Source organism: Arsenophonus sp. PmNCSU2021_1, assembly GCF_036919435.1.
Taxonomy (GTDB): Bacteria; Pseudomonadota; Gammaproteobacteria; order Enterobacterales; family Enterobacteriaceae; genus Arsenophonus; species Arsenophonus nilaparvatae.
Map to the genome: position 1 here is coordinate 114716 of NZ_JAZHPL010000009.1, position 18189 is coordinate 132904.

The following is an 18189-nucleotide window of genomic DNA, read 5'->3' on the forward strand; positions in this document are numbered from 1 at the left end:
ATGCTAATCAGTAATACACCAAAGTCATTCAAAGACAGATGGCGAACACCTGTTGACGTTTTTAAAACACTGGATGCTGAATTTGGTTTTAAGCTGGATGCTGCCGCCGATAAAAGCAACGCGCTATGCAAAGCGTTTTTAACTGAACAGCAAGACGCACTGAAATGCGACTGGAATAACGAGGAGGCTATCTTCTGTAATCCGCTATATAGCGCAAGATTATGTCTTGGATTAATAAACTTCACATATCGATGGAATTATTTATGAAAAATCAAAATAACATTATTGTATCTGAATCCATAAAAATACAAACAATTACTCCCGTTCCTGCTGATTGGTGGGCTCAATTTTCAGAATGGCATAGTAAATGGGATACTTATTTTTATCCTGTAATGGCTATGGCTAATTGTTTTGATGATAAAGATGGAAATAATCATCTTTTCCCAATTATTAATCGCGGTGGTTTTTATGAATTTACAGTTAGCAAAAATACGCCTGTTTTTTTCATGCCAAAAGCAAAAGTAACTAGGCGTCATAATTCTGAAAAGAATGAAGATGGGTTTTATGTTACATACGAATGATTTGAAAAACATACTAATCGATGTAATTGAGTCGTATCAACCTTTTTCCCCACTAGCCAAAGACTATAGTTATCTTGTAGGTTAAGCCAAAATTTAGCAGATCCGCCCAACACAGCAGACAACTTAATCGCCATTTCAGGGGATACAGAAGCGTTGCCGCTAACTAGCCTCTGGGTTGTAGAAGGTGCAACCTGAAGTGCTCTGGACAATTCACGGATACCAACATCTAGGTTATCCAATGTCTCTGCAATAATTTCCCCAGGGTGCGGTGGATTGAACATAGTCATTAGTGGTAATCCTCATAGTTAAGAATGTGTGCATTACCATCGATAAACTCAAAAGTAATTCGCCAGTTACCCGTTACAATAATTGACCATTGGCCTTTTCGATCACCTGCTAGAGGGTGGAGACTGTAGCCTGGTCTGTCTATATCTTTAACATGATGCGCAGCATCGATAACCGCCAAACGTAAACGTATTTTATTAGCCTGTTTAGCATTGATGCCCGCAGTTGAACCTGTTTCAAAAAATTGGCGTAATCCTTTGTGTTTAAAGCTTTTAATCATAAAAAAACTTATTTTGTTGCGTAACAAGGGGCAGTATAACACATGTTCCCCAGTACGCAACACTCCATCATTCAAACTCTCGAAATAAATAAACCTATCTATGAATAACATTGAAAAATACACAACGGGCACTGCCTATGGTGCCAGCGCGACGACATTTCTATGCGGTGCGCTATCACTCAGTGAGTGGGCACTGGTGACGGGTATTATCTGTTCAGTGCTGACCGTTGGGCTGAACTGGTATTACCGGCACAAGGAATATCGTTATCGAACGAGAAATCTCAATGAATAGCCAACTTAAAAAACGCCTTGTGGCTGCAACGGCAGGAGGTGTACTAGCACTGGCTGCCGTCCTGGTGCAGTGGCACGAAGGTAAGCGCTATAAGCCCTATCGTGATAGTGGCGGTGTGCTCACCGTCTGTCACGGTCATACCGGCAAGGACGTTACGACCGGGGAAATTTATAGCGAAGAAGAATGCAACGATTTGATGAAGCAGGATTTGCAGGTAGCACACTCTACCGTTGAACGTTATGTCACTGTGCCACTCACTGATTTGCAGAAAGCTGCCTTAACTTCATTTGTTTACAATATCGGCACTGGAGCATTTGCCAATTCAACGCTGATTAAAAAGTTGAATGCCGGAGATATTCAAGGCGCTTGTGACCAGATGCGACGATGGAAATACGATGAAGGAAAGGTATCAAACGGGCTGATTAACCGCAGGGAGGTAGAACGGGAAATTTGTTTAAATCCAAATTCACTCATCAATCCAACTCAATGAGCCTTGGTTATCGTTCAAGGCTTTTTCTATCGGTGCCGCGCATGCACTAATCACCAATTACATGTCGAACCTTGTTTAGGAATGAGCCTTTGAGGAAGCAGCTGGCTAGTGCTGCCTTCGACGGGCTGACTTCCTATGCGCCAAAGGTTCATTACCTAAGTAAGGATAAGCACTATGCAAACTGCACTGACCTTTAAGAATCATGCGGTATCTACATATGATCGTGGAGATGGCAGCTTGTGGTTCACTGCCAAGCAATCATCGAAAATGCTCGGCTATGCACATGTAAAATCAGTAACTAACCTTTACAACGCAAATAGCGACGAGTTTTCTCCAAGCATGACCGAGGTCATCGTTACAGTGACCTCGGGGAAATCAAAGGGTTGTGGAAACTTAAGAACAAAAACCCGTATTTTCTCGTTACGTGGTCTGCATCTGCTCGGCATGTTGGCAGAAACCGAGGTAGCAAAGGAACTTCGGCGTTGGGCGCTTGATCTGATGGAAAATGAATACCATCCGAATGATGTGCGTCACACTATCCAACAGATGCAAAATATTGTTGCTTCAGCTCGTAAAGTATCTGATGAAGATTCATCTGATGCTGGTCGCCGCTTACGTAAGCGACAGGATGATCTGCCTGCGTTGGAGAAAGCACAGAAGTTAGTAACTGAAATAGGCCAGATATCCTTCGAGCTGATCGGCGGGGGCAAATAATGAAACAGATTGTCCAACCTCATGAGTTTTTTTGCTGGCGTGTTGCTGAAGCTTATATGTATTACCTGATGGCAACGAATCGTCGCCCTGTCTACCGCTATGAGACCGGTGATATCGAAGTCAGTCGCCATTTTCTGATGCCTTTGCTTGATGGTTATCTCGGACACGAGTTTCGCACAGGCATATAAAGTTCTAGAAATGGCTTAAAAGCAATGGTTAATCTGTAAGTTACTAAAACACATAAATTTTATTAAATTACAATAATTTGTATTTAATTTATAAGGTTTTGTCTATTTATATATCATGCTGAATTAAACTTAAAAATAGCGCGTTTTTTTATTGGTGCGAAACTCGTGTCGGAGACAGAAAACCTGCGGAATGGAGAGCTAAGTTTTATGTAAAACTGATGACATCATTCAGCGAAAAAGCAGATCCACGAGCAATAATTTGCGCCGGCAAAGTTCCACAGTTGAACCATCGTGGTATCAAGTATATGAACGCACTGCTTAATGAATTTGGCGATATGATCTCGGATATTGGTGTTAAAGATGATAGAGGAATGCTTATGTTACCACCAGAAAGCGAATGGGCAAACCTGAAATTTAGCAATATGTCATTTGAATAAAGTAGAGCGTTATCGTGAACAACCTGGAATTTATTGAAAAACATGTCATCACTGAATTGATGAAACAAGGATATGACCAATCTGTGGCACGGATCAGTGCAGACATAGCAAAGAACATTATCGCCGCAATACTGCCAGCGCAAAAGGTAAGATTTTTGCCGATTGCCTACATGTTGCCAAAGTCTGGGCTGGAAAGTATCAGCCTCAAATCAAAAAATAATGAGGATTACTCCATGTGGATATTGATTTTTGCCATGTATGCGGCCCCTTTTGCAGAAACTGACTTTGCTTCAGTAAGTAGTCAGGAATTTTCATCAAAAGCGCGCTGCGAAAAAGCGAAAACCATATTTGAGGTAAAGTTTGAAACATTGAGATCAATTAACGGCATAGCGTATTGTGTAGAAAAATGAACTGGAAAATTCCTCTTGTTATCGGCGCGCTACTGACCTTAATGTCAGGTGTAACCCTGTATTACCGGACACTGTATTACGACGCTGAAAAAGCACGAAAGATTGCCGTATCGGATAGGGAAAAACAACAGATTGCATTCGAGCAGTTAAGCCATCAAATGCAGACCATCTCAGATCTGGATACACAACACACCAAAGCACTTGAACATGATAAAAAACTTATTACCCAGCTTGAGCGCGATGTGGCTACTAGTCGTCGCCGGTTGCACGTCAAAGCAACCTGTTCCAATGTGTCCGCCAATACCACCCCCTCCGGCTTGGATGATGCAACCCGCGCCAGACTTGACTACACCGCTCAACGAAATTATTTCACCCTCAGACGGCGAATCGAAATTGCGGAAGAGCAGATAAACGGCTTGCAGGACTATGTGCGGCGAGTCGTCTTGTCTCATCAACAGGAAGCGAAGAATGAATGAACTGGATTTCTTGTAGTCACGAGTTTCGCACAGGCATATAAAGTTCTAGAAATGGCTTAAAAGCAATGGTTAATCTGCAAGTTACTAAAACACATAAATTTTATTAAATTACAATAATTTGTATTTAATTTATAAGGTTTTGTCTATTTATATATCATGCTGAATTAAACTTAAAAATAGCGCGTTTTTTTATTGGTGCGAAACTCGTGGTAGTGTTCGTCTGCCAGATATTAACGAAACAGTGCTTATTTATCGAAAGGATAGAAAAGAATGTCTGGTCGGTATTTATCTTGGTAATTACCACTTTCACCATGCAGATTGTTGTCAAGGTATCCAGAAAACGTGCACAGCCAGCCATTGGATGCCATTACCTGAATCGCCAAGTGAAGATGACGATATTGAAGCGGTTAAAAATGCCAAAGATCCTTTTATGGAGGCTTTGTCTAGAATACAGAAAAGACATGCTCGAACCATTAAGATGTTGGGTAAATTATAAAGAGGAATTAAAAATGACATTAAATCAAGCGCCACATTATGAAGCAATAGGTCACTGCGTGTTTCTAAAAGAAAAAATTAAATCACGGATTGAATTTCTTGAAAACAGACTATCTCTTATACACGAATTGGGCATTGCTCCATCCTGTTTTTTCGGTAACAAATCCCAGACACGAGTTTCGCACAAAACTAATTTGGGTACGCTAATAAAACACGGATTTGCTCAGTAATAGCACTTTTGATTACGTCCCAATTTTGTTGATAAAGGGTTATTTTTTCAGATATACGACGTTTATGTTGTTCAAACCACCCAGAAATAGCGAGAAAAATATGATTTCTTTGCGCTCAGCTCGTGCGAGCCTGACAGCGTTCAATACCACAGTTTTGTTTAACTTCTCGATGATAAACTTCAACAGACCAACGGGCATCCATGATAGATTTGACGTATTGAAGGGTGTGATTCTCTTTGTTTGTTACTATGTAATCAATACGGCCGTTTTTGGCTGTAAATTTGAAAACGGTTACCCAACCATATCCTCGCAAGTGTATTGACGTTCCTTCTTCTGAGATGTCTAACTTGTTCAGTTGTTTGTTATGGTTAACAATCCTATTTTTCCTCAGCGTGGTTACCCAGATCCAACCATGACACGAGTTTCGCACAGGCATATAAAATTCTAGAAATGGCTTAAAAGTAATGATTAATCTGCAAGTTACTAAAACACATAAATTTTCTTAAATTACAATAAGTTGTCTTTAATTTATAAGGTTTTATCTATTTATATATTATGCTGAATTAAACTTAAAAATAGAGCGTTTTTTTATTGGTGCGAAACTCGTGCATGAGAGCGAATTGATTTCAGGTTATCCAGGCTAGAATACCAAGCATCCATCACTACGGCTTCTGGCATGATCCCTCTTTTTTTAGCAAGAGTGAGCATTTCGGAAAAGTGCGTGTTTTTTATTTTTCCATCAGAATCTTTATCATAAATACGATAATTGATAGGAATTGATTCAACCTTCGTCAGATCATGCCAAAGCAAATTAACTAAACCTATGCCAGCAATAACCTCATGTTCATTACCTGAATATTGATAATGGACCATCTCTATTTTTTTACTACGTGTTTTGGCAATCAATGTATCATCGGCAATTAGTACGCAAGGGCTTTTTTTGTCTATAGAAGGTTCAACTAATCGCCATAGGTCTTTAGGTCTAAAACATCTACTTTTTAGCCATCGGCTAACAGTGTCATGAGATAAAGGCGATGGGCTGACTCCTGATAACGCTAAACCAGAGTATCTTAAACTGCTTACTTGTAAGAATATTTTATAGATATCTTTAATACATGGATAACCCGACAAAATATGAACACCCTGATTTTTTCTTGTTTTTAAATTTATACTTCTTTTTTGGAGATTGCGAAACTCGTGCCAGATAAGCATACATGAAATAATCATTGATCACGTTGAAAAACTCGCCAATGAAACCAAAGATATTTATTCTGATATTTATCGTTCAGCAGTGGAATATAATAAATGGGCTGTGTTGGCAGGATATGAAATTATCATGATAAATCATTATGCCCAACAGAATTCCTAGACCTTGCCGCAAACACGGCTGCCCCAATACCACTACAGCACAATATGGCTACTGTGAGCAGCACAAAAACGAAGGCTGGGTTCAGCACCAACGCGGTAGAACGCGGCAGCAACAGGGCTATGGACGTGCTTGGGAAATCCTTCGAGCCAAAATTCTTAAGCGTGATAACTACCTTTGCCAAACGTGCCTACGACAAGGGATCGCTACCGAAGCTAAAGCCGTTGACCACATCAAGGCAAAGGCGTTTGGTGGTAACGATGACGACACCAATTTGCAAGCAATTTGTCATGTTTGTCACCGCGCTAAAACAGCCAGTGAAGGCACTCATTAAAATTTAGCGGAGATTGTATGAAAATTTTTAGTGCTTATTTTCATCACAATGGATTCATCGTTCAAGCGGAACAAAATGAAGACTTCTGGGTATTACTTAGCAGAAGTCTAGGATGGGGAAAATTCTGTAAAATAGATGATATGGAAGCTCTTACAGGCCGTGCATCGCGCTTTGAATGCGTGAAATACGTCCGGCAAATGAGCCAGCCCCATATCCAGTCATTTCAGGTTCAAATGTTTTATGGCATCTGCTGGAAGCTTGCGACGTGTTGAAATCAAAGTAGATTTATTATTCAATCGATGATTGCTTGTAAAATAGCGAGAGCCTCGTCGATCACTTCTTTCGGCGCATTTTCAATAATTTTAGCCGAGCGAGCCGTTAAATCGAGCATGCGAATGTGATTAATCAGCGCAACACCCTGCGTACGTATGCCAGTGCCAGACAATGATACAGCGAATCCCGCCTCGCGAGCAAAGTGCCCTCCCTGAGTGATCGGGGCAACAAGCGCGGTGCCGAGCTGATTAAATTCCTTCGTACTTAACACCAAAGCAGGCCGCTCTATTCCTTGCTCTTCACGCCCTACAACAGGATTGAAGGTAACAGAGACGATATCACCACGTTGAAAGCCTGGGCGCTTCACCATACTTCATTTCCTTTAGGAGCACTTTCTTTCCAGATATCTATATCTGAGACAGGATCAGCATCAAAATCGCATTTCCTAATGAGATCTGTTAACAAATACTTAGGCTTCCCTGCTTTAAGCACCAATTCATTGCCTCTGACCTCCACAACAAGCTCTTGTCCTATCTGGAAATGCAGTTTCTCTAAGACCGGTGCAGGGATAATCATTCCTGCACTATTTCCCCATTTTTTGATAGCAACACGCATATACCCCTCCACTACATTAAGTATAACTATTGTATAACTTCTTGCGGTTTTCATCAAATAAATTATACATTGTTTATACTTAAAGAGATGGGGGGGAGGTAAAATCACTATATAAACAACAGGTTAGGAGCGAATGGCCTCCCTTTCTTACATCGCCGCAGGTTAGAAAACTTTTTATGGGTATCCCTAACAGCGTGATTAATAGGAGTTTTCAATTATGTCAGGGCCACCAAAAACCCCGACCCATCTACGTTTAGTCAGGGGTAACCCTTCAAAAAGGGCAATCAATAAAAATGAACCACAACCCGAAAAAGGGATCCCCCCAACACCAAAACATTTCAATAAACAAGAACGCTACTGGTTTAAGGTTCTTGGCGAACGCCTAGAAGCTATGGGAGTGATGACCGTTCTTGATGGCATGGCCCTTGAGTTACTGGTTGGTGCTTATATCGAGTGGAGGCGTCACCGTGACATTATCGAGCAGGAAGGGGATTCTTATAAAACAACCTCAGCCGATGGCAGCGTGATGATCCGTCCTCATCCGCAAGTCGCCATGATGGCCGATGCGTGGAAGCGTATTTGCAGGATGCAAGCAGAATTCGGCATGACGCCCGCGAGTCGCTCAAAGGTCAATGTTAACGAGGCAGAGACAGCAGATCCGTTTGCGGCATTGTTAAGTCAACGGGAGGATTAATGGCAACGGTTGCGGAAGGCATCCGCTATGCCGAGCGCGTGGCGTCTGGCGAAGTGCTGGCGTGTGAATATCACGAGTTTCGCACCAATAAAAAAACGCTCTATTTTTAAGTTTAATTCAGCATAATATGTAAATAGATAAAACCTTATAAATTAAATATAACTTATTGTAAATTAAGTGAATTTATGCATTTCAGTAACTTGCAGATTAATCATTACTTTTAAGCCATTTCTAGAATTTTATAGGCCTGTGCGAAACTCGTGAATATGTCCGCTTGGCCTGTCTACGCTTTCTGGATGACCTTAAAAACAGCGAAGAGCGAGGCATTTATTTCAGCCAGCCTCGCGCTCAGCATGTACTTAATTTCTATAAAGTTATCCCGCACGTCAAAGGCGACCTTGTGGGTCAGCCGATTGAACTGATGGATTGGCACATCTTTATTCTGATCAATATTTTTGGTTTTGTTATCCCATTGGTTGATGAGAAAACAGGTGAAATTGTTCTCAAGTCTGACGGCAGCGGTAAGCCTGTGATGGTGCGGCGTTTTCGTACTGCCTACAACGAAGTGGCGCGAAAGAACGCCAAGTCCACGCTTTCATCGGGGATTTCCCTGTACATGACGTGGGCGGACGGCGAAGGGGGTGCAGAAGTCTACTCCGCTGCGACCACGCGAGATCAGGCTCGCATTGTATTTGAGGACGCCAAAATCATGATTAAAAAGGCTCCGCTAACACTTGGACGCTTTTTTGAATTTAATAAGCTGGCTATCTATCAAGAACATTCTGCCTCTCGATTTCAACCGCTATCCTCAGATGCTCACAGTCTCGACGGGTTAAATATTCACTGCGGAATAGTCGATGAGCTTCACGCTCACAAGACCCGTGATGTGTGGGATGTGCTGGAAACAGCAACCGGTGCACGTCTGCAATCGCTAATTTTTGGTATCACCACGGCGGGATTTAACAAGGAAGGCATTTGCTACGAACTTCGAGACTACGCCATTAAGGTATTGTGCGGTGTTGATAGCAAGGTTGAAGGGGCAATCAAAGATGATACCTTTTTTGCCATCATCTATACGCTCGATGAAAACGACGATCCCTTTGATGAAAGCGTCTGGTTAAAAGCGAATCCCGGCTTGGGTATCTGTAAACGCTGGGATGATTTACGCCGCTTGGCAAAAAAAGCACAAGAGCAGGTTTCCGCCCGTGTGAACTTTTTTACCAAGCACATGAATATGTGGGTAACGGCGGAATCAGCATGGATGGACATGATCAAGTGGGAAAAATGCAAATATATCGCGCCACAGCATGAATTAAACACCTATCCACTGTGGGTAGGCGTTGATCTATCAAACAAAATTGATATTTGTGCGGCAGTTAAAGTCTGGCGGACGAATGAGGGTCATGTTCCTCTCGATGGTAAATTCTGGCTCCCAGAGGGACGGCTAGCGCGCTGCTCACGCCAAATGGCAGAAATGTACCGTAAGTGGGCGGCACTGGATAAGCTCACCTTAACGGAGGGTGATGTTATTGATCATGCACAAATCAAGGAAGAACTACAGGCTTGGGTGTCACGGGAAAGTCTGAAAGAAATTGCTTTCGATCCGTGGAGTGCAATGCAATTCAGTTTATCGCTTGCTGAAGAGGCTTTGCCGCTGGTTGAGGTGCCGCAAACGGTAAAAAACTTATCCGAAGCCATGAAAGAGGTGGAAGCTCTGGTTTATAGCGAACGTCTGCATCATACACAAAACCCGTTAATGAACTGGATGATGTCGAATATCACGGTAAAAATCGATAAAAACGATAACATTTTTCCCAATAAATCAACGCCTGAAGCAAAAATAGATGGGCCTGTCGCCTTGTTTACTGCGATGAGTCGCGTATTAGTTAACGGCGGTAATAAGACGGATTTTCTCTCAACACTGGATCCTATCGAAGATCTCCTAATGCTATGAAACATTTAATCATTGATATTATCGGGCTGGTCGGTTTTGGCTTGCTCTCCGCTGGGGTGTACCTGCAATTTGGTCTGCCCTGTTCACTGATGTTTTCCGGTACTCTCGTGCTGACATGGGCGCTATTAGCCGCCATGAGGAGGAGACATGCTACTTGATGCCATTTTCCGCCATGAGCCACTGGAAAACCCCAAAACGGGTATTAGTGCAGAGATGGCAGAGACAGACGGACTATTCCGATCAGGTACCTACGTTAATCCTGAAACCGCGCTGAAACTGGCCGCCGTCTATTCCTGTATCACCGTGCTAGCGTCAAATATTGCCCAGATGCCGCTGCATGTGATGAGAAAAACGGATAAAGGCGTCGATATTGGCCGCGATCATCCTGCGTTCTATCTGGTTCATGATGAGCCAAATACGTGGCAAACGAGTTACAAGTGGCGGGAATTAACTCAACGGCATATTTTGGGCTGGGGCAATGGTTTTACGCGCGTGATGCGCTCTCGTCGCGGTGAGGTGCTATCACTGGAAGCCTGTATGCCGTGGGAAACCACACTGATGAATACGGGAGGACGCTATACCTACGGCGTTTACAACGAACAAGGCCATTTTGCAGTATCGATGGACGATATGATCCTCATTCAAGCACTGGGCAATAACCAGAAAATGGGGTTAAGTCCGATTTTGCAACATGCTGATACGATTGGCATCGGCATGAGTGGACAACACTATACTGCCAGTTTCTTTGCCGGTAATGGCCGACCTAGCGGCATCGTTTCAGTAAAAGGAGAAATTAAAGACGACGGCTGGCTACGATTAAAGGAGTTATGGGCCAACGCCATGTTGGTATTACGGCGTGAGGAGAATAAAACGCTACTTTTGCCAGCGGATTTAGATTACAAGGCGCTGACCGTTTCGCCAGTCGATGCACAAATTATTGACATGATGAAACTGAATCGTTCAATGATTGCCGGTATTTTTAATTTGCCGTCACATATGATTAACGATTTGGAGAAAGCCACCTACAGCAATATCACTGCGCAAGCCATTCACTTTGTACGCTATAGCATTATGCCTTGGGTGGCTAATTGGGAGCAGGAGCTTAACCGTCGTCTATTTACTCGCGCTGAACGACGTGCGGGCTTTTACGTACGTTTTAATCTCGCTGGTTTGATGCGCGGAACCCCCCAAGAACGTGCTCAATTCTATCATTACGCCATTATTGATGGTTGGATGAGTCGCAATGAAGCTCGTGCGTTTGAAGACATGAATCCGGTTGATGGACTCGATGAGATGTTGGTTAGTGTTAACGCAGCCAACCCGATCCCTTTCACGACAGATGACGAGACAAAAGAAAAAATCAAAGAGGAAATTGCTGATGCTTGACAGGGAAATGCGCTGTTATAGCGGAAAAATCAGAACTGAACAACAAGATGCCCAGCCATCACGAATTATTGGCTATGGCTCTGTGTTCAACACGAGTTTCGCACCAATAAAAAAACGCTCTATTTTTAAGTTTAATTCAGCATAATATATAAATAGAAAAAATCTCATAAATTAAAAATAACTTATTGTAATTTAAGTAAATTTATACGTCTTAGCAAGTTACAGATTAATTATTGTTCTGAAGCCATTTCTAGAATTTTATATGCCCGTGCGAAACTCGTGTTCAATAGTCGCTCAGAGCCATTATGGGGCTTTAGAGAGATTATCAAGCCCAGTGCATTTGATGGTGTGCTCAATGATGATGTCAGAGCGCTATTTAATCACGATGCCAATTTCATTCTTGGTCGTACGGTAGCAGGAACACTGGCGTTATCGGTGGATGAACGCGGTTTGCAGTACGACATCTCCGCACCCGATACCCAGACAATCCGCAACTTGGTGCTGGAGCCAATGCGACGAGGCGATATTGACCAATCATCATTTGGATTTCGCGTTGCTCATGATGGTGAGCATTGGTATGAGGACGATGAAGGCATTGTAATACGTGAAATCCTCCGGCTTTCACGGCTTTTCGATGTCAGTCCTGTCACCTATCCCGCCTATCAGAATACGGATTCGGCTGTCCGATCATTAAAAGCCTGGCAGGAAGCAAAAGAAACCGGTGTGCTTCAACACGCCATCAACCAAAGAATGGCGCGCGAGCGTCTATTGACTTTATTAAATGTTTAAAGGATACAAGATGAAACTCCACGAGTTGCAACAAAAACGCCAGACTGTAGCGACCGATATGCGGGCGCTCAATGAAAAAATTGGCGATAACGCCTGGACGGATGAACAACGTACTGAGTGGAATAAGGCCAAGGCATCGCTGCAAAGTATCGATGAACAGATAACCCGTGAAGAGGAATTGCGCCAACTGGATCAGGCGGTTGTCGATGAACAGGCCGATGAACAGCGACAGGCACTGAATAAAGCCAACCCAGAACAGGAAAGCGAGCGTCGCAGCGCGGCATTCGACAAATTCTTGCGTTGCGGGCTGGGTGAGATGAGTTCAGAAGAGCGGCATGCATTACGCGAATTACGGGCGCAGGGGGTCTCTGCGGACGACAAAGGCGGCTATACCGTGCCGAAAGTGATGTTAAACAAAATCGTCGATTCGATGAAAGCGTATGGCGGTATTGCCAGCGTTGCGCAAATTATCATGACTTCCGACGGCCAGGCGATTACCTGGAGTACATCAGATGGCACGGCCGAAGAGGGGGAACTGCTTGCAGAAAATACGGCGGTCAGCGAAGGCGATGTGACCTTTGGCACGGCAAGCCTGGGCGTAAAAAAGCTATCATCAAAAATAATTAAGGTTTCCAATGAATTATTGCAAGACAGTGGCGTTGATATTGAAGGCTACCTGGCTGCTCGTATTGCCCAACGGCTGGGACGCGGCGAAGCAAAATATTTAGTGCAAGGTAGCGGTGCGGGTACCCCCCTTGAACCCAAAGGACTCGAAGCTTCGGTGACTGGGACAACGAATACCGCAGCAGTAGACAAGTTCACGTGGCAAGAAATATTGGCATTAAAACACAGCATTGATCCGGCTTATCGCAATGGCGTCACCTTCCGTTTGGTGTTTAACGATAATACGTTAAAAAAGCTCAGTGGAATGGAAGATGCCCAGAAGCGTCCCCTATGGCTACCGGAAATTGTCGGCGTCGCGCCAGCGACTGTGCTCAATATCCCTTATGTGATTGATCCAGCTATTGCTGATATCGGTAAAGGGAAAAAGTTCATTTACTGCGGTGACTTTAACCGCTTTATCGTCCGGCGCGTCAGCTATATGACACTAAAGCGTTTGGTTGAACGGTATGCCGAGTATGACCAGACCGCCTTTGTCGCTTTCCATCGTTTCGATTGTGTACTGGAAGATACTGCCGCTATCAAGGCGCTGGTTGGCAAGCCCACTTAATCCCTGGACAACTTAAAAAACCAAGATGACCGCCATTTGCGGTTTTTTTATGCCCGTCATTCGGCGGGCATAGGAGCTACTTAACCTGAGTTCGGGATAAGCATTATCAATTATACTTGAAGATACGTACCTGCAACAGGTATCTTTGGTTTAGATGGCATTAAACAATATGCAACCAGTCCGCCTAATAAATTCACTACAAAGTTAGCCGGAGAGCGATGTCGCGTATGCTCTATTTGACAAAGATTTTTTAACTCATCAAATACCGTTTCAATGACAGAACGATGACGCAAGATGGCTTTGTCGAAACAAGTCTGTTTAATAGGCTTCATTTTCTTCTTGATATTCGTTATAAGGCTAATTCCCATCGTTTTGAGTTGCTGTTTCAGTGAAGCCGATAAATACCCTTTATCTGCGTACAAACAACCAGAAAGATCCTTTGTCAGCTCAGGCAATGGTTTCCGATCATCGGTGTTTCCTGGTGTGAGTCGAAAACTGAGTATTTCCCCCAAATGATTGATAATTACATGAAGCTTGAAACCAAAGAACCAACCTGTTGAATTTTTTCCCCGTTCAGCTATCCCATTGAAGACTTTATGTCTGCGGATCCGTAAGTTATCACACACCGCTATCGGAGTAGAATCGGCAACCGATAGCCCCGTGCATTTTCCCTTAATTGACTCAAACAGTGCCGTTAACGCTAAGGCACTACGCGGAAGTAACTCTACACAGCGTGAATAGGATGGCAAGTTAGGAAATTCCTTCCGGAGATATAAGCGGACATAATAGAGATAAAATACCTTGAATTGCCTGAATCGGAGTTGATGAAACAACACAACCAGTGTCATCATTTCCGCCAACGAAAGCTGAGTAGACCGTCTACGACGCTTAGTACCGTTAGTCAGCAAATATTCATGCATTTTTGGCTCGAAGTCTTTGCAAAAATCATCCATCAGGCAATAAAGTTCAGTAAGATTTTCCATAATTGTTTAACAATGCTCTACTCTTTAACCAGACTGTTAGAGTATTTTAACAAAACAGGCTCATTCAACTATTTGAATATCAAGACTTTCTCTTTATTTCTTATCCCGAACTCAGGTTACTTATGTTGCTAAAACTGGAAGAAATTAAGGCACAATGCGGAGTGGAACCCGATATGACGGATGCAGATGCTTTGCTTGAATTTTATGGCAGCGCTGTACAAGCGAGAACCGAAACGTATTTGAATCGAAAATTGTACGCACCCAAATCCGCAATCCCTGCTGATGACCCTACCGGCATGCATCTCACGGATGATATCAAACTCGCCATGTTGTTACTGGTCTCGTATTACACCGAAAATCGCTCGACAGTATCGGAGGTACAAAAAATCGAGTTGCCGATGAGTTTTAAATGGAATGTGCAGCCTTATCGGATTATCCCTCTATGAAACTACGACATGTAGAAACCAGTGCCACGTATAGGTATCCCGATCCAGGAGAACTCAATACGCGGATTACGGTTCGTCGTCATCGGAATACGCCTGATGACAAGGTGGGATTTGATGATAGCTATCCTGATGGCTTTAAGGCATGGGCAAAGGTCATGCAGGTTGGCGCAACAATCTATCAAAACTCTGCGCAACTTAATGATTTAATCACCCATTTTATTACGCTTCGTTATCGCCACGACCGTCATATTAAGCGTGATTATCAAGTGATTATTCAAGATAAGGTGTTCCAGGTTAAGCGAGTCCGTGATTTGAATTATGCCCACCGTTTTTGGCTGCTGGAATGTAAAGAATTAGGGCATGAACCGCCAAGGAGGCTGACGCATGGACATTTTACATATTGATTTTGAACAACCCAAAGAACTGGTTTTTAATCGTGCGCGGTTGAGAAAAGGCTTCGCAAAAATCGGTCAGGCGCATGCTCATGTTGCCAGACGGTTAGCCAGACGCATACGCGGGCGTTCTTCCAGAGCAGGCGAAACGCCAGCAAGTCAAACGGGAGCGCTAGCACGTTCCATTGCATATAACGTCCCGAGAGCCTCGAAAAAACGTCCAGGGCTGATGGTCAAGATCGCCCCAAGCTGGAAAGGCGAAAAACGGAAAAATCTATGGGGACGAGGCGGGATACCCATACAGGGTACTTACTATCCTGCCCTACTCTATTACGGTGTTCGCTACGCGTCCTACGGCATGTCTAAACAGCATCGGCGACAAAAACGTCATCACAAGAGTGGTGGCTGGCGTATTGCGCCACGTGAAAACTATATGGTTGGCGCGCTGGAAAAATTAAAAGGTTGGACACAGCACACGCTCAGCGACGAACTTCGACAATCACTTCGGCCTCAACCCCGAAAAAGGAAGAAATAATGAAACTCAGCCCCGTTATTAGTGCGCTGCGTACTTATTGCCCCCGCTTTGAACAACGGATAGGCGGCACGGCAGAATATGGTGCTGCCCTCGAATGTACTTACCTGCAATTACCGTCAGCGTATGTAGTCCCTGGTGGATCTACTGTTGGCGAACAACGTTCGCAAACCGATTATTGGCAAGTGTTAACCGACCAGTTTTCTGTGATTGTCATGCTTAATAACATCGATAAACGCGGTCAATACGCCTCTTGTGATTTGATTAATGAAGTACGCAGTGAAATCTGGCGCGCGCTCCTGGGTTGGAGTCCTGATCCGGCCTACGGTGCGATTGAATATGCGGACGATGAATATCTGGATATGAACCAGGATGAATTGATCTGGCAATTTAATTTTAAAGCGGAAACCGAAATTAACGCCGAAGATACCCGGCAATACGCCGACCTGAATAATTTACCTGATTTACATACGGTTGCTATTGATATGAACGAACAGTCAGGCAACGTAAAATCGCATCTGGAGATACAGATAACATGATGGGGACACAACCAGAAATTGTTTTTATTAAGCCTAAGTACGGGCGAAAAGTGCCTATTCCTCAATATATGCGCGATACCCAAGAATATTTTGGGAAATATCTGCCCGAAGAAGGTTTGCAGGTTCAAAAAACGCTTTTTTGGATCAGAAGAAAACAGGACGATGATATTGAAGAAGTGAGTCAATCTGATAATCCCCCAATCGTGCAAGAAACGACTGATCCCGCAAGAACCAAATTCAAAAAAGCTAAAGAGGAGACGCAGGAATGACCATTAGCTTTAATACCGTAAACGCTAATCTGCGTGTGCCTGGTTTTTATCCCGAAATGGATAACAGCGCTGCCAATACGATGCAAACAAGTGGGCCTGCCTTGCTCATTGGTTATGCATTACCCACTGCACAAATGACTTTGAATTCACCGATGATCATGCCCTCGGCAGAAATGATGCAACAATTAGCCGGTCGTGGCAGTCAGTTACACCGCATGGTGCGAGCATATCGCCGGATTGATACTATCGGTGAACTGTTTGTCATTGCTGTACCTGAAACAACGGGCACTGAAGCAAAAGGCGACATCACGATTAGCGGGACAGCAACCGATTCTGGTGTCGTCACGCTGTATATCGGCAATCAACGTATTTTAGCTGCCGTCAAGAAATCGGATACGGCGAATACGGTTGCCGCCGCGCTTGGCAAGGCCATTAACGATAACGAGGACTTACCCGTCACCGTGACGATAGATGCTGACAAAATCAGCTTGACGGCAAAACATAAAGGGTTAACCGGCAACGATATTCCCTTGATGATGAATTACTATTCGCCGACAGGCGGGGAGACTACGCCTCACGGTCTCAATATTACCATCACTGCCATGAGTGGCGGCGCTGGCTCACCCGATATGGATAGCGTTATCAGCGCAATGGGTGACTTATTATTTGATTTTATTGGGCTGCCTTTCTCTGATGCTGCCTCTTTGCAAAAGATGGGCGCGGCGATGAACGACAAGAACGGGCGCTGGAGTCCCTATCAGCAGTTGTACGGTCATGTTTATACCGCAAAAAAAGGGACGGTCGGTGAACTGGTCGCTTTTGGCGACACGCTTAATGATCCGCATCTCACCATTGCAGGCTATGAGAAAGCGACCCAAACTGCGCTGGATGAACTGGTTGCGGCACGACTGGCACGGTGCGCGATATTTTTGCGTAATGATCCGGCCAGACCCACCCATACAGGTGAGTTAAACGGGGTGTTACCCGCACCGTCGGGCAAATGCTTCACCTTGACAGAGCAGCAATCACTGCTTTCACACGGTATCGCCACCGCCAATGTCGAAGGTGGCGTATTACGCATTCAGCGCGATGTAACGACGTATCAGAAAAACAGTTACGGCGTCGCCGATAACAGCTATCTGGACAGTGAAACACTCTATACCAGTGCCTATGTTTTGCGGCGATTAAAATCCGTCATCACCAGCAAATACGGGCGGCAAAAACTGGCTAGTGATGGTACTCGATTTGGGTCAGGGTCAGGGCAAGCGATTGCGACGCCAGCCGTGATTAAAGGCGAACTCTGTGCGGTTTATCGTCAGTTGGAAAAAGAAGGCATTGTCGAGAATTTTGATGCTTTTCGTAAAAATCTTATCGTTGAACGTAACGGAAATGACGCTAATCGAATTGATGTCGTCTTTCCGGCGGATTATATCAATCAATTACGTGTATTTGCGTTGGCGAATCAATTCAGGCTGCAATATAACCAAGGTGAGGTAGTGTGATGACGG

Annotated in this window: 30 protein-coding genes and 3 pseudogenes; 26 read left to right on the forward strand and 7 right to left on the reverse strand. The window is 44.0% G+C overall.

Features of this window, described 5'->3' with window-relative positions:
* Together V3224_RS20210 and V3224_RS20215 are read left to right on the forward strand one after the other, a co-directional pair.
* Nucleotides 1–267: a DNA N-6-adenine-methyltransferase gene (locus V3224_RS20210; RefSeq protein ID WP_442890768.1), complete on the forward strand. Its 267-nt coding sequence runs from the start codon at nt 1–3 to the stop codon at nt 265–267.
* Nucleotides 264–581, forward strand: coding sequence for a hypothetical protein (locus tag V3224_RS20215; protein ID WP_334472788.1), 318 nt, complete (start codon nt 264–266; stop codon nt 579–581). Before V3224_RS20210 ends, V3224_RS20215 begins: the two co-directional genes overlap by 4 nt.
* On the opposite strand, the gene V3224_RS20220 is transcribed toward V3224_RS20215, so the two are convergent.
* Together V3224_RS20220 and V3224_RS20225 are read right to left on the reverse strand one after the other, a co-directional pair.
* Nucleotides 563–868, reverse strand: a complete 306-nt coding sequence (locus V3224_RS20220; RefSeq protein ID WP_334472400.1) for a HigA family addiction module antitoxin — start codon at nt 866–868, stop codon at nt 563–565. The genes V3224_RS20215 and V3224_RS20220 overlap by 19 nt on opposite strands.
* A complete protein-coding gene (locus V3224_RS20225) occupies nt 868–1146 on the reverse strand; it encodes a type II toxin-antitoxin system RelE/ParE family toxin (RefSeq protein WP_334472762.1) in 279 nt (92 codons plus the stop codon). Before V3224_RS20225 ends, V3224_RS20220 begins: the two co-directional genes overlap by 1 nt.
* A 100-nt stretch (nt 1147–1246) precedes the next feature.
* Between V3224_RS20225 and V3224_RS20230 the strand changes: the two genes are divergently transcribed.
* From V3224_RS20230 to V3224_RS20270, 9 genes are all read left to right on the forward strand, one after another.
* Entirely contained in the window at nt 1247–1438 is a 192-nt protein-coding gene (locus tag V3224_RS20230) for a phage holin family protein (RefSeq protein WP_015873861.1), read from the forward strand.
* A complete protein-coding gene (locus V3224_RS20235) occupies nt 1431–1928 on the forward strand; it encodes a lysozyme (RefSeq protein ID WP_334472401.1) in 498 nt (165 codons plus the stop codon). The genes V3224_RS20230 and V3224_RS20235 overlap by 8 nt, the downstream gene beginning before the upstream one ends.
* 174 nt (nt 1929–2102) lie before the next feature.
* Nucleotides 2103–2642 (forward strand): BRO-N domain-containing protein, encoded by a 540-nt coding sequence (locus tag V3224_RS20240; RefSeq protein ID WP_334472402.1) that lies wholly within the window; start codon nt 2103–2105, stop codon nt 2640–2642.
* Complete coding sequence (locus V3224_RS20245; protein WP_334472403.1) at nt 2642–2830, forward strand: hypothetical protein; 189 nt, start codon at nt 2642–2644, stop codon at nt 2828–2830. The genes V3224_RS20240 and V3224_RS20245 overlap by 1 nt, the downstream gene beginning before the upstream one ends.
* A 218-nt stretch (nt 2831–3048) precedes the next feature.
* A complete protein-coding gene (locus V3224_RS20250) occupies nt 3049–3267 on the forward strand; it encodes a hypothetical protein (RefSeq protein ID WP_334472404.1) in 219 nt (72 codons plus the stop codon).
* 14 nt (nt 3268–3281) lie between these two features.
* On the forward strand, nt 3282–3677 hold the full coding sequence (locus V3224_RS20255) for a hypothetical protein (RefSeq protein ID WP_334472405.1): 396 nt from the start codon (nt 3282–3284) through the stop codon (nt 3675–3677).
* On the forward strand, nt 3674–4153 hold the full coding sequence (locus V3224_RS20260) for a lysis protein (RefSeq protein WP_334472406.1): 480 nt from the start codon (nt 3674–3676) through the stop codon (nt 4151–4153). Before V3224_RS20255 ends, V3224_RS20260 begins: the two co-directional genes overlap by 4 nt.
* Nucleotides 4154–4382: 229 nt before the next feature.
* Nucleotides 4383–4649, forward strand: coding sequence for a hypothetical protein (locus tag V3224_RS20265; RefSeq protein WP_334472763.1), 267 nt, complete (start codon nt 4383–4385; stop codon nt 4647–4649).
* A 13-nt stretch (nt 4650–4662) separates the two neighbouring features.
* Nucleotides 4663–4878, forward strand: a complete 216-nt coding sequence (locus V3224_RS20270) for a hypothetical protein (RefSeq protein ID WP_334472407.1) — start codon at nt 4663–4665, stop codon at nt 4876–4878.
* On the opposite strand, the pseudogene V3224_RS20275 reads toward V3224_RS20270, so the two are convergent.
* Together V3224_RS20275 and V3224_RS20280 are read right to left on the reverse strand one after the other, a co-directional pair.
* Nucleotides 4838–5293: pseudogene (locus V3224_RS20275) on the reverse strand (transposase); the annotation flags it as partial. The gene V3224_RS20270 and the pseudogene V3224_RS20275 sit on opposite strands and share 41 nt — an antisense overlap.
* 195 nt (nt 5294–5488) lie before the next feature.
* A pseudogene (locus V3224_RS20280) lies at nt 5489–6009 on the reverse strand (transposase); the annotation flags it as partial.
* Nucleotides 6010–6064: 55 nt separating this feature from the next.
* Here V3224_RS20280 and V3224_RS20285 point away from each other — a divergent pair.
* The 3 genes from V3224_RS20285 to V3224_RS20295 are packed head-to-tail and all read left to right on the forward strand — an operon-like array spanning nt 6065 to nt 6850.
* Nucleotides 6065–6247 carry a hypothetical protein gene (locus V3224_RS20285; RefSeq protein WP_334472410.1) on the forward strand — a complete coding sequence of 61 codons (183 nt, stop codon included), beginning with the start codon at nt 6065–6067 and terminating at the stop codon, nt 6245–6247.
* Entirely contained in the window at nt 6228–6578 is a 351-nt protein-coding gene (locus V3224_RS20290) for an HNH endonuclease (RefSeq protein ID WP_334472411.1), read from the forward strand. Before V3224_RS20285 ends, V3224_RS20290 begins: the two co-directional genes overlap by 20 nt.
* A 17-nt stretch (nt 6579–6595) precedes the next feature.
* The gene (locus tag V3224_RS20295) at nt 6596–6850 is read left to right on the forward strand and encodes a hypothetical protein (protein WP_334468959.1); all 255 of its coding nucleotides are present in this window, start codon (nt 6596–6598) and stop codon (nt 6848–6850) included.
* A gap of 20 nt (nt 6851–6870) precedes the next feature.
* Here the strand turns inward: V3224_RS20295 and V3224_RS20300 are convergent, their stop codons facing one another.
* Nucleotides 6871–7221, reverse strand: coding sequence for a type II toxin-antitoxin system ChpB family toxin (locus V3224_RS20300; RefSeq protein ID WP_334468962.1), 351 nt, complete (start codon nt 7219–7221; stop codon nt 6871–6873).
* On the reverse strand, nt 7215–7466 hold the full coding sequence (locus V3224_RS20305; protein WP_334468965.1) for an AbrB/MazE/SpoVT family DNA-binding domain-containing protein: 252 nt from the start codon (nt 7464–7466) through the stop codon (nt 7215–7217). Before V3224_RS20305 ends, V3224_RS20300 begins: the two co-directional genes overlap by 7 nt.
* Nucleotides 7467–7683: 217 nt before the next feature.
* Between V3224_RS20305 and V3224_RS20310 the strand changes: the two genes are divergently transcribed.
* The 6 genes and pseudogenes from V3224_RS20310 to V3224_RS20335 all read left to right on the forward strand — a co-directional run bounded on the left by V3224_RS20310 (nt 7684) and on the right by V3224_RS20335 (nt 13520).
* Nucleotides 7684–8160 (forward strand): phage terminase small subunit P27 family, encoded by a 477-nt coding sequence (locus V3224_RS20310; RefSeq protein ID WP_334472412.1) that lies wholly within the window; start codon nt 7684–7686, stop codon nt 8158–8160.
* Nucleotides 8161–8401: 241 nt separating this feature from the next.
* Nucleotides 8402–10114, forward strand: coding sequence for a terminase large subunit (locus tag V3224_RS20315; protein WP_334472764.1), 1713 nt, complete (start codon nt 8402–8404; stop codon nt 10112–10114).
* Nucleotides 10115–10261: 147 nt separating this feature from the next.
* A complete protein-coding gene (locus V3224_RS20320; protein WP_334472413.1) occupies nt 10262–11500 on the forward strand; it encodes a phage portal protein in 1239 nt (412 codons plus the stop codon).
* Nucleotides 11493–11645: a hypothetical protein gene (locus V3224_RS20325; protein ID WP_442890774.1), complete on the forward strand. Its 153-nt coding sequence runs from the start codon at nt 11493–11495 to the stop codon at nt 11643–11645. The genes V3224_RS20320 and V3224_RS20325 overlap by 8 nt, the downstream gene beginning before the upstream one ends.
* A gap of 134 nt (nt 11646–11779) precedes the next feature.
* Nucleotides 11780–12289, forward strand: a pseudogene (locus tag V3224_RS20330) (HK97 family phage prohead protease); the annotation flags it as partial.
* A 10-nt stretch (nt 12290–12299) separates the two neighbouring features.
* Nucleotides 12300–13520 carry a phage major capsid protein gene (locus V3224_RS20335; protein WP_334472414.1) on the forward strand — a complete coding sequence of 407 codons (1221 nt, stop codon included), beginning with the start codon at nt 12300–12302 and terminating at the stop codon, nt 13518–13520.
* Nucleotides 13521–13630: 110 nt separating this feature from the next.
* Here V3224_RS20335 and V3224_RS20340 read toward each other — a convergent pair whose 3' ends face one another.
* Nucleotides 13631–14503 carry an IS982 family transposase gene (locus V3224_RS20340; RefSeq protein ID WP_334467716.1) on the reverse strand — a complete coding sequence of 291 codons (873 nt, stop codon included), beginning with the start codon at nt 14501–14503 and terminating at the stop codon, nt 13631–13633.
* Between the two features lie 122 nt (nt 14504–14625).
* Here V3224_RS20340 and V3224_RS20345 point away from each other — a divergent pair, with 122 nt between their 5' ends.
* From V3224_RS20345 to V3224_RS20370, 6 genes are read left to right on the forward strand one after another with little or no spacing between them, the layout of a single operon-like run.
* The gene (locus tag V3224_RS20345) at nt 14626–14949 is read left to right on the forward strand and encodes a head-tail connector protein (protein ID WP_334472415.1); all 324 of its coding nucleotides are present in this window, start codon (nt 14626–14628) and stop codon (nt 14947–14949) included.
* Nucleotides 14946–15353, forward strand: coding sequence for a phage head closure protein (locus V3224_RS20350; protein ID WP_334472416.1), 408 nt, complete (start codon nt 14946–14948; stop codon nt 15351–15353). The genes V3224_RS20345 and V3224_RS20350 overlap by 4 nt, the downstream gene beginning before the upstream one ends.
* A complete protein-coding gene (locus V3224_RS20355) occupies nt 15334–15876 on the forward strand; it encodes a hypothetical protein (protein WP_334472417.1) in 543 nt (180 codons plus the stop codon). The genes V3224_RS20350 and V3224_RS20355 overlap by 20 nt, the downstream gene beginning before the upstream one ends.
* The gene (locus V3224_RS20360) at nt 15876–16412 is read left to right on the forward strand and encodes a phage tail terminator protein (RefSeq protein WP_334472418.1); all 537 of its coding nucleotides are present in this window, start codon (nt 15876–15878) and stop codon (nt 16410–16412) included. Before V3224_RS20355 ends, V3224_RS20360 begins: the two co-directional genes overlap by 1 nt.
* Nucleotides 16409–16681, forward strand: a complete 273-nt coding sequence (locus tag V3224_RS20365) for a DUF2635 domain-containing protein (protein WP_334470392.1) — start codon at nt 16409–16411, stop codon at nt 16679–16681. The genes V3224_RS20360 and V3224_RS20365 overlap by 4 nt, the downstream gene beginning before the upstream one ends.
* Nucleotides 16678–18183, forward strand: a complete 1506-nt coding sequence (locus tag V3224_RS20370) for a phage tail sheath subtilisin-like domain-containing protein (protein ID WP_334472419.1) — start codon at nt 16678–16680, stop codon at nt 18181–18183. Before V3224_RS20365 ends, V3224_RS20370 begins: the two co-directional genes overlap by 4 nt.
* Nucleotides 18184–18189 lie beyond the last annotated feature (6 nt).

Coding starts and splice junctions, on each gene's coding strand:
- V3224_RS20220 (WP_334472400.1), bottom strand. CDS start 868: ATGACTATGTTCAATCCACCGCACCCTGGGGAAATTATTGCAGAGACA.
- V3224_RS20225 (WP_334472762.1), bottom strand. CDS start 1,146: ATGATTAAAAGCTTTAAACACAAAGGATTACGCCAATTTTTTGAAACA.
- V3224_RS20300 (WP_334468962.1), bottom strand. CDS start 7,221: ATGGTGAAGCGCCCAGGCTTTCAACGTGGTGATATCGTCTCTGTTACC.
- V3224_RS20345 (WP_334472415.1), top strand. CDS start 14,626: ATGTTGCTAAAACTGGAAGAAATTAAGGCACAATGCGGAGTGGAACCC.
- V3224_RS20270 (WP_334472407.1), top strand. CDS start 4,663: ATGACATTAAATCAAGCGCCACATTATGAAGCAATAGGTCACTGCGTG.
- V3224_RS20355 (WP_334472417.1), top strand. CDS start 15,334: ATGGACATTTTACATATTGATTTTGAACAACCCAAAGAACTGGTTTTT.
- V3224_RS20310 (WP_334472412.1), top strand. CDS start 7,684: ATGTCAGGGCCACCAAAAACCCCGACCCATCTACGTTTAGTCAGGGGT.
- V3224_RS20370 (WP_334472419.1), top strand. CDS start 16,678: ATGACCATTAGCTTTAATACCGTAAACGCTAATCTGCGTGTGCCTGGT.
- V3224_RS20340 (WP_334467716.1), bottom strand. CDS start 14,503: ATGGAAAATCTTACTGAACTTTATTGCCTGATGGATGATTTTTGCAAA.
- V3224_RS20320 (WP_334472413.1), top strand. CDS start 10,262: ATGCTACTTGATGCCATTTTCCGCCATGAGCCACTGGAAAACCCCAAA.
- V3224_RS20240 (WP_334472402.1), top strand. CDS start 2,103: ATGCAAACTGCACTGACCTTTAAGAATCATGCGGTATCTACATATGAT.
- V3224_RS20305 (WP_334468965.1), bottom strand. CDS start 7,466: ATGCGTGTTGCTATCAAAAAATGGGGAAATAGTGCAGGAATGATTATC.
- V3224_RS20210 (WP_442890768.1), top strand. CDS start 1: ATGCTAATCAGTAATACACCAAAGTCATTCAAAGACAGATGGCGAACA.
- V3224_RS20350 (WP_334472416.1), top strand. CDS start 14,946: ATGAAACTACGACATGTAGAAACCAGTGCCACGTATAGGTATCCCGAT.
- V3224_RS20325 (WP_442890774.1), top strand. CDS start 11,493: ATGCTTGACAGGGAAATGCGCTGTTATAGCGGAAAAATCAGAACTGAA.
- V3224_RS20235 (WP_334472401.1), top strand. CDS start 1,431: ATGAATAGCCAACTTAAAAAACGCCTTGTGGCTGCAACGGCAGGAGGT.
- V3224_RS20295 (WP_334468959.1), top strand. CDS start 6,596: ATGAAAATTTTTAGTGCTTATTTTCATCACAATGGATTCATCGTTCAA.
- V3224_RS20230 (WP_015873861.1), top strand. CDS start 1,247: ATGAATAACATTGAAAAATACACAACGGGCACTGCCTATGGTGCCAGC.
- V3224_RS20215 (WP_334472788.1), top strand. CDS start 264: ATGAAAAATCAAAATAACATTATTGTATCTGAATCCATAAAAATACAA.
- V3224_RS20360 (WP_334472418.1), top strand. CDS start 15,876: ATGAAACTCAGCCCCGTTATTAGTGCGCTGCGTACTTATTGCCCCCGC.
- V3224_RS20290 (WP_334472411.1), top strand. CDS start 6,228: ATGCCCAACAGAATTCCTAGACCTTGCCGCAAACACGGCTGCCCCAAT.
- V3224_RS20260 (WP_334472406.1), top strand. CDS start 3,674: ATGAACTGGAAAATTCCTCTTGTTATCGGCGCGCTACTGACCTTAATG.
- V3224_RS20250 (WP_334472404.1), top strand. CDS start 3,049: ATGACATCATTCAGCGAAAAAGCAGATCCACGAGCAATAATTTGCGCC.
- V3224_RS20245 (WP_334472403.1), top strand. CDS start 2,642: ATGAAACAGATTGTCCAACCTCATGAGTTTTTTTGCTGGCGTGTTGCT.
- V3224_RS20335 (WP_334472414.1), top strand. CDS start 12,300: ATGAAACTCCACGAGTTGCAACAAAAACGCCAGACTGTAGCGACCGAT.
- V3224_RS20365 (WP_334470392.1), top strand. CDS start 16,409: ATGATGGGGACACAACCAGAAATTGTTTTTATTAAGCCTAAGTACGGG.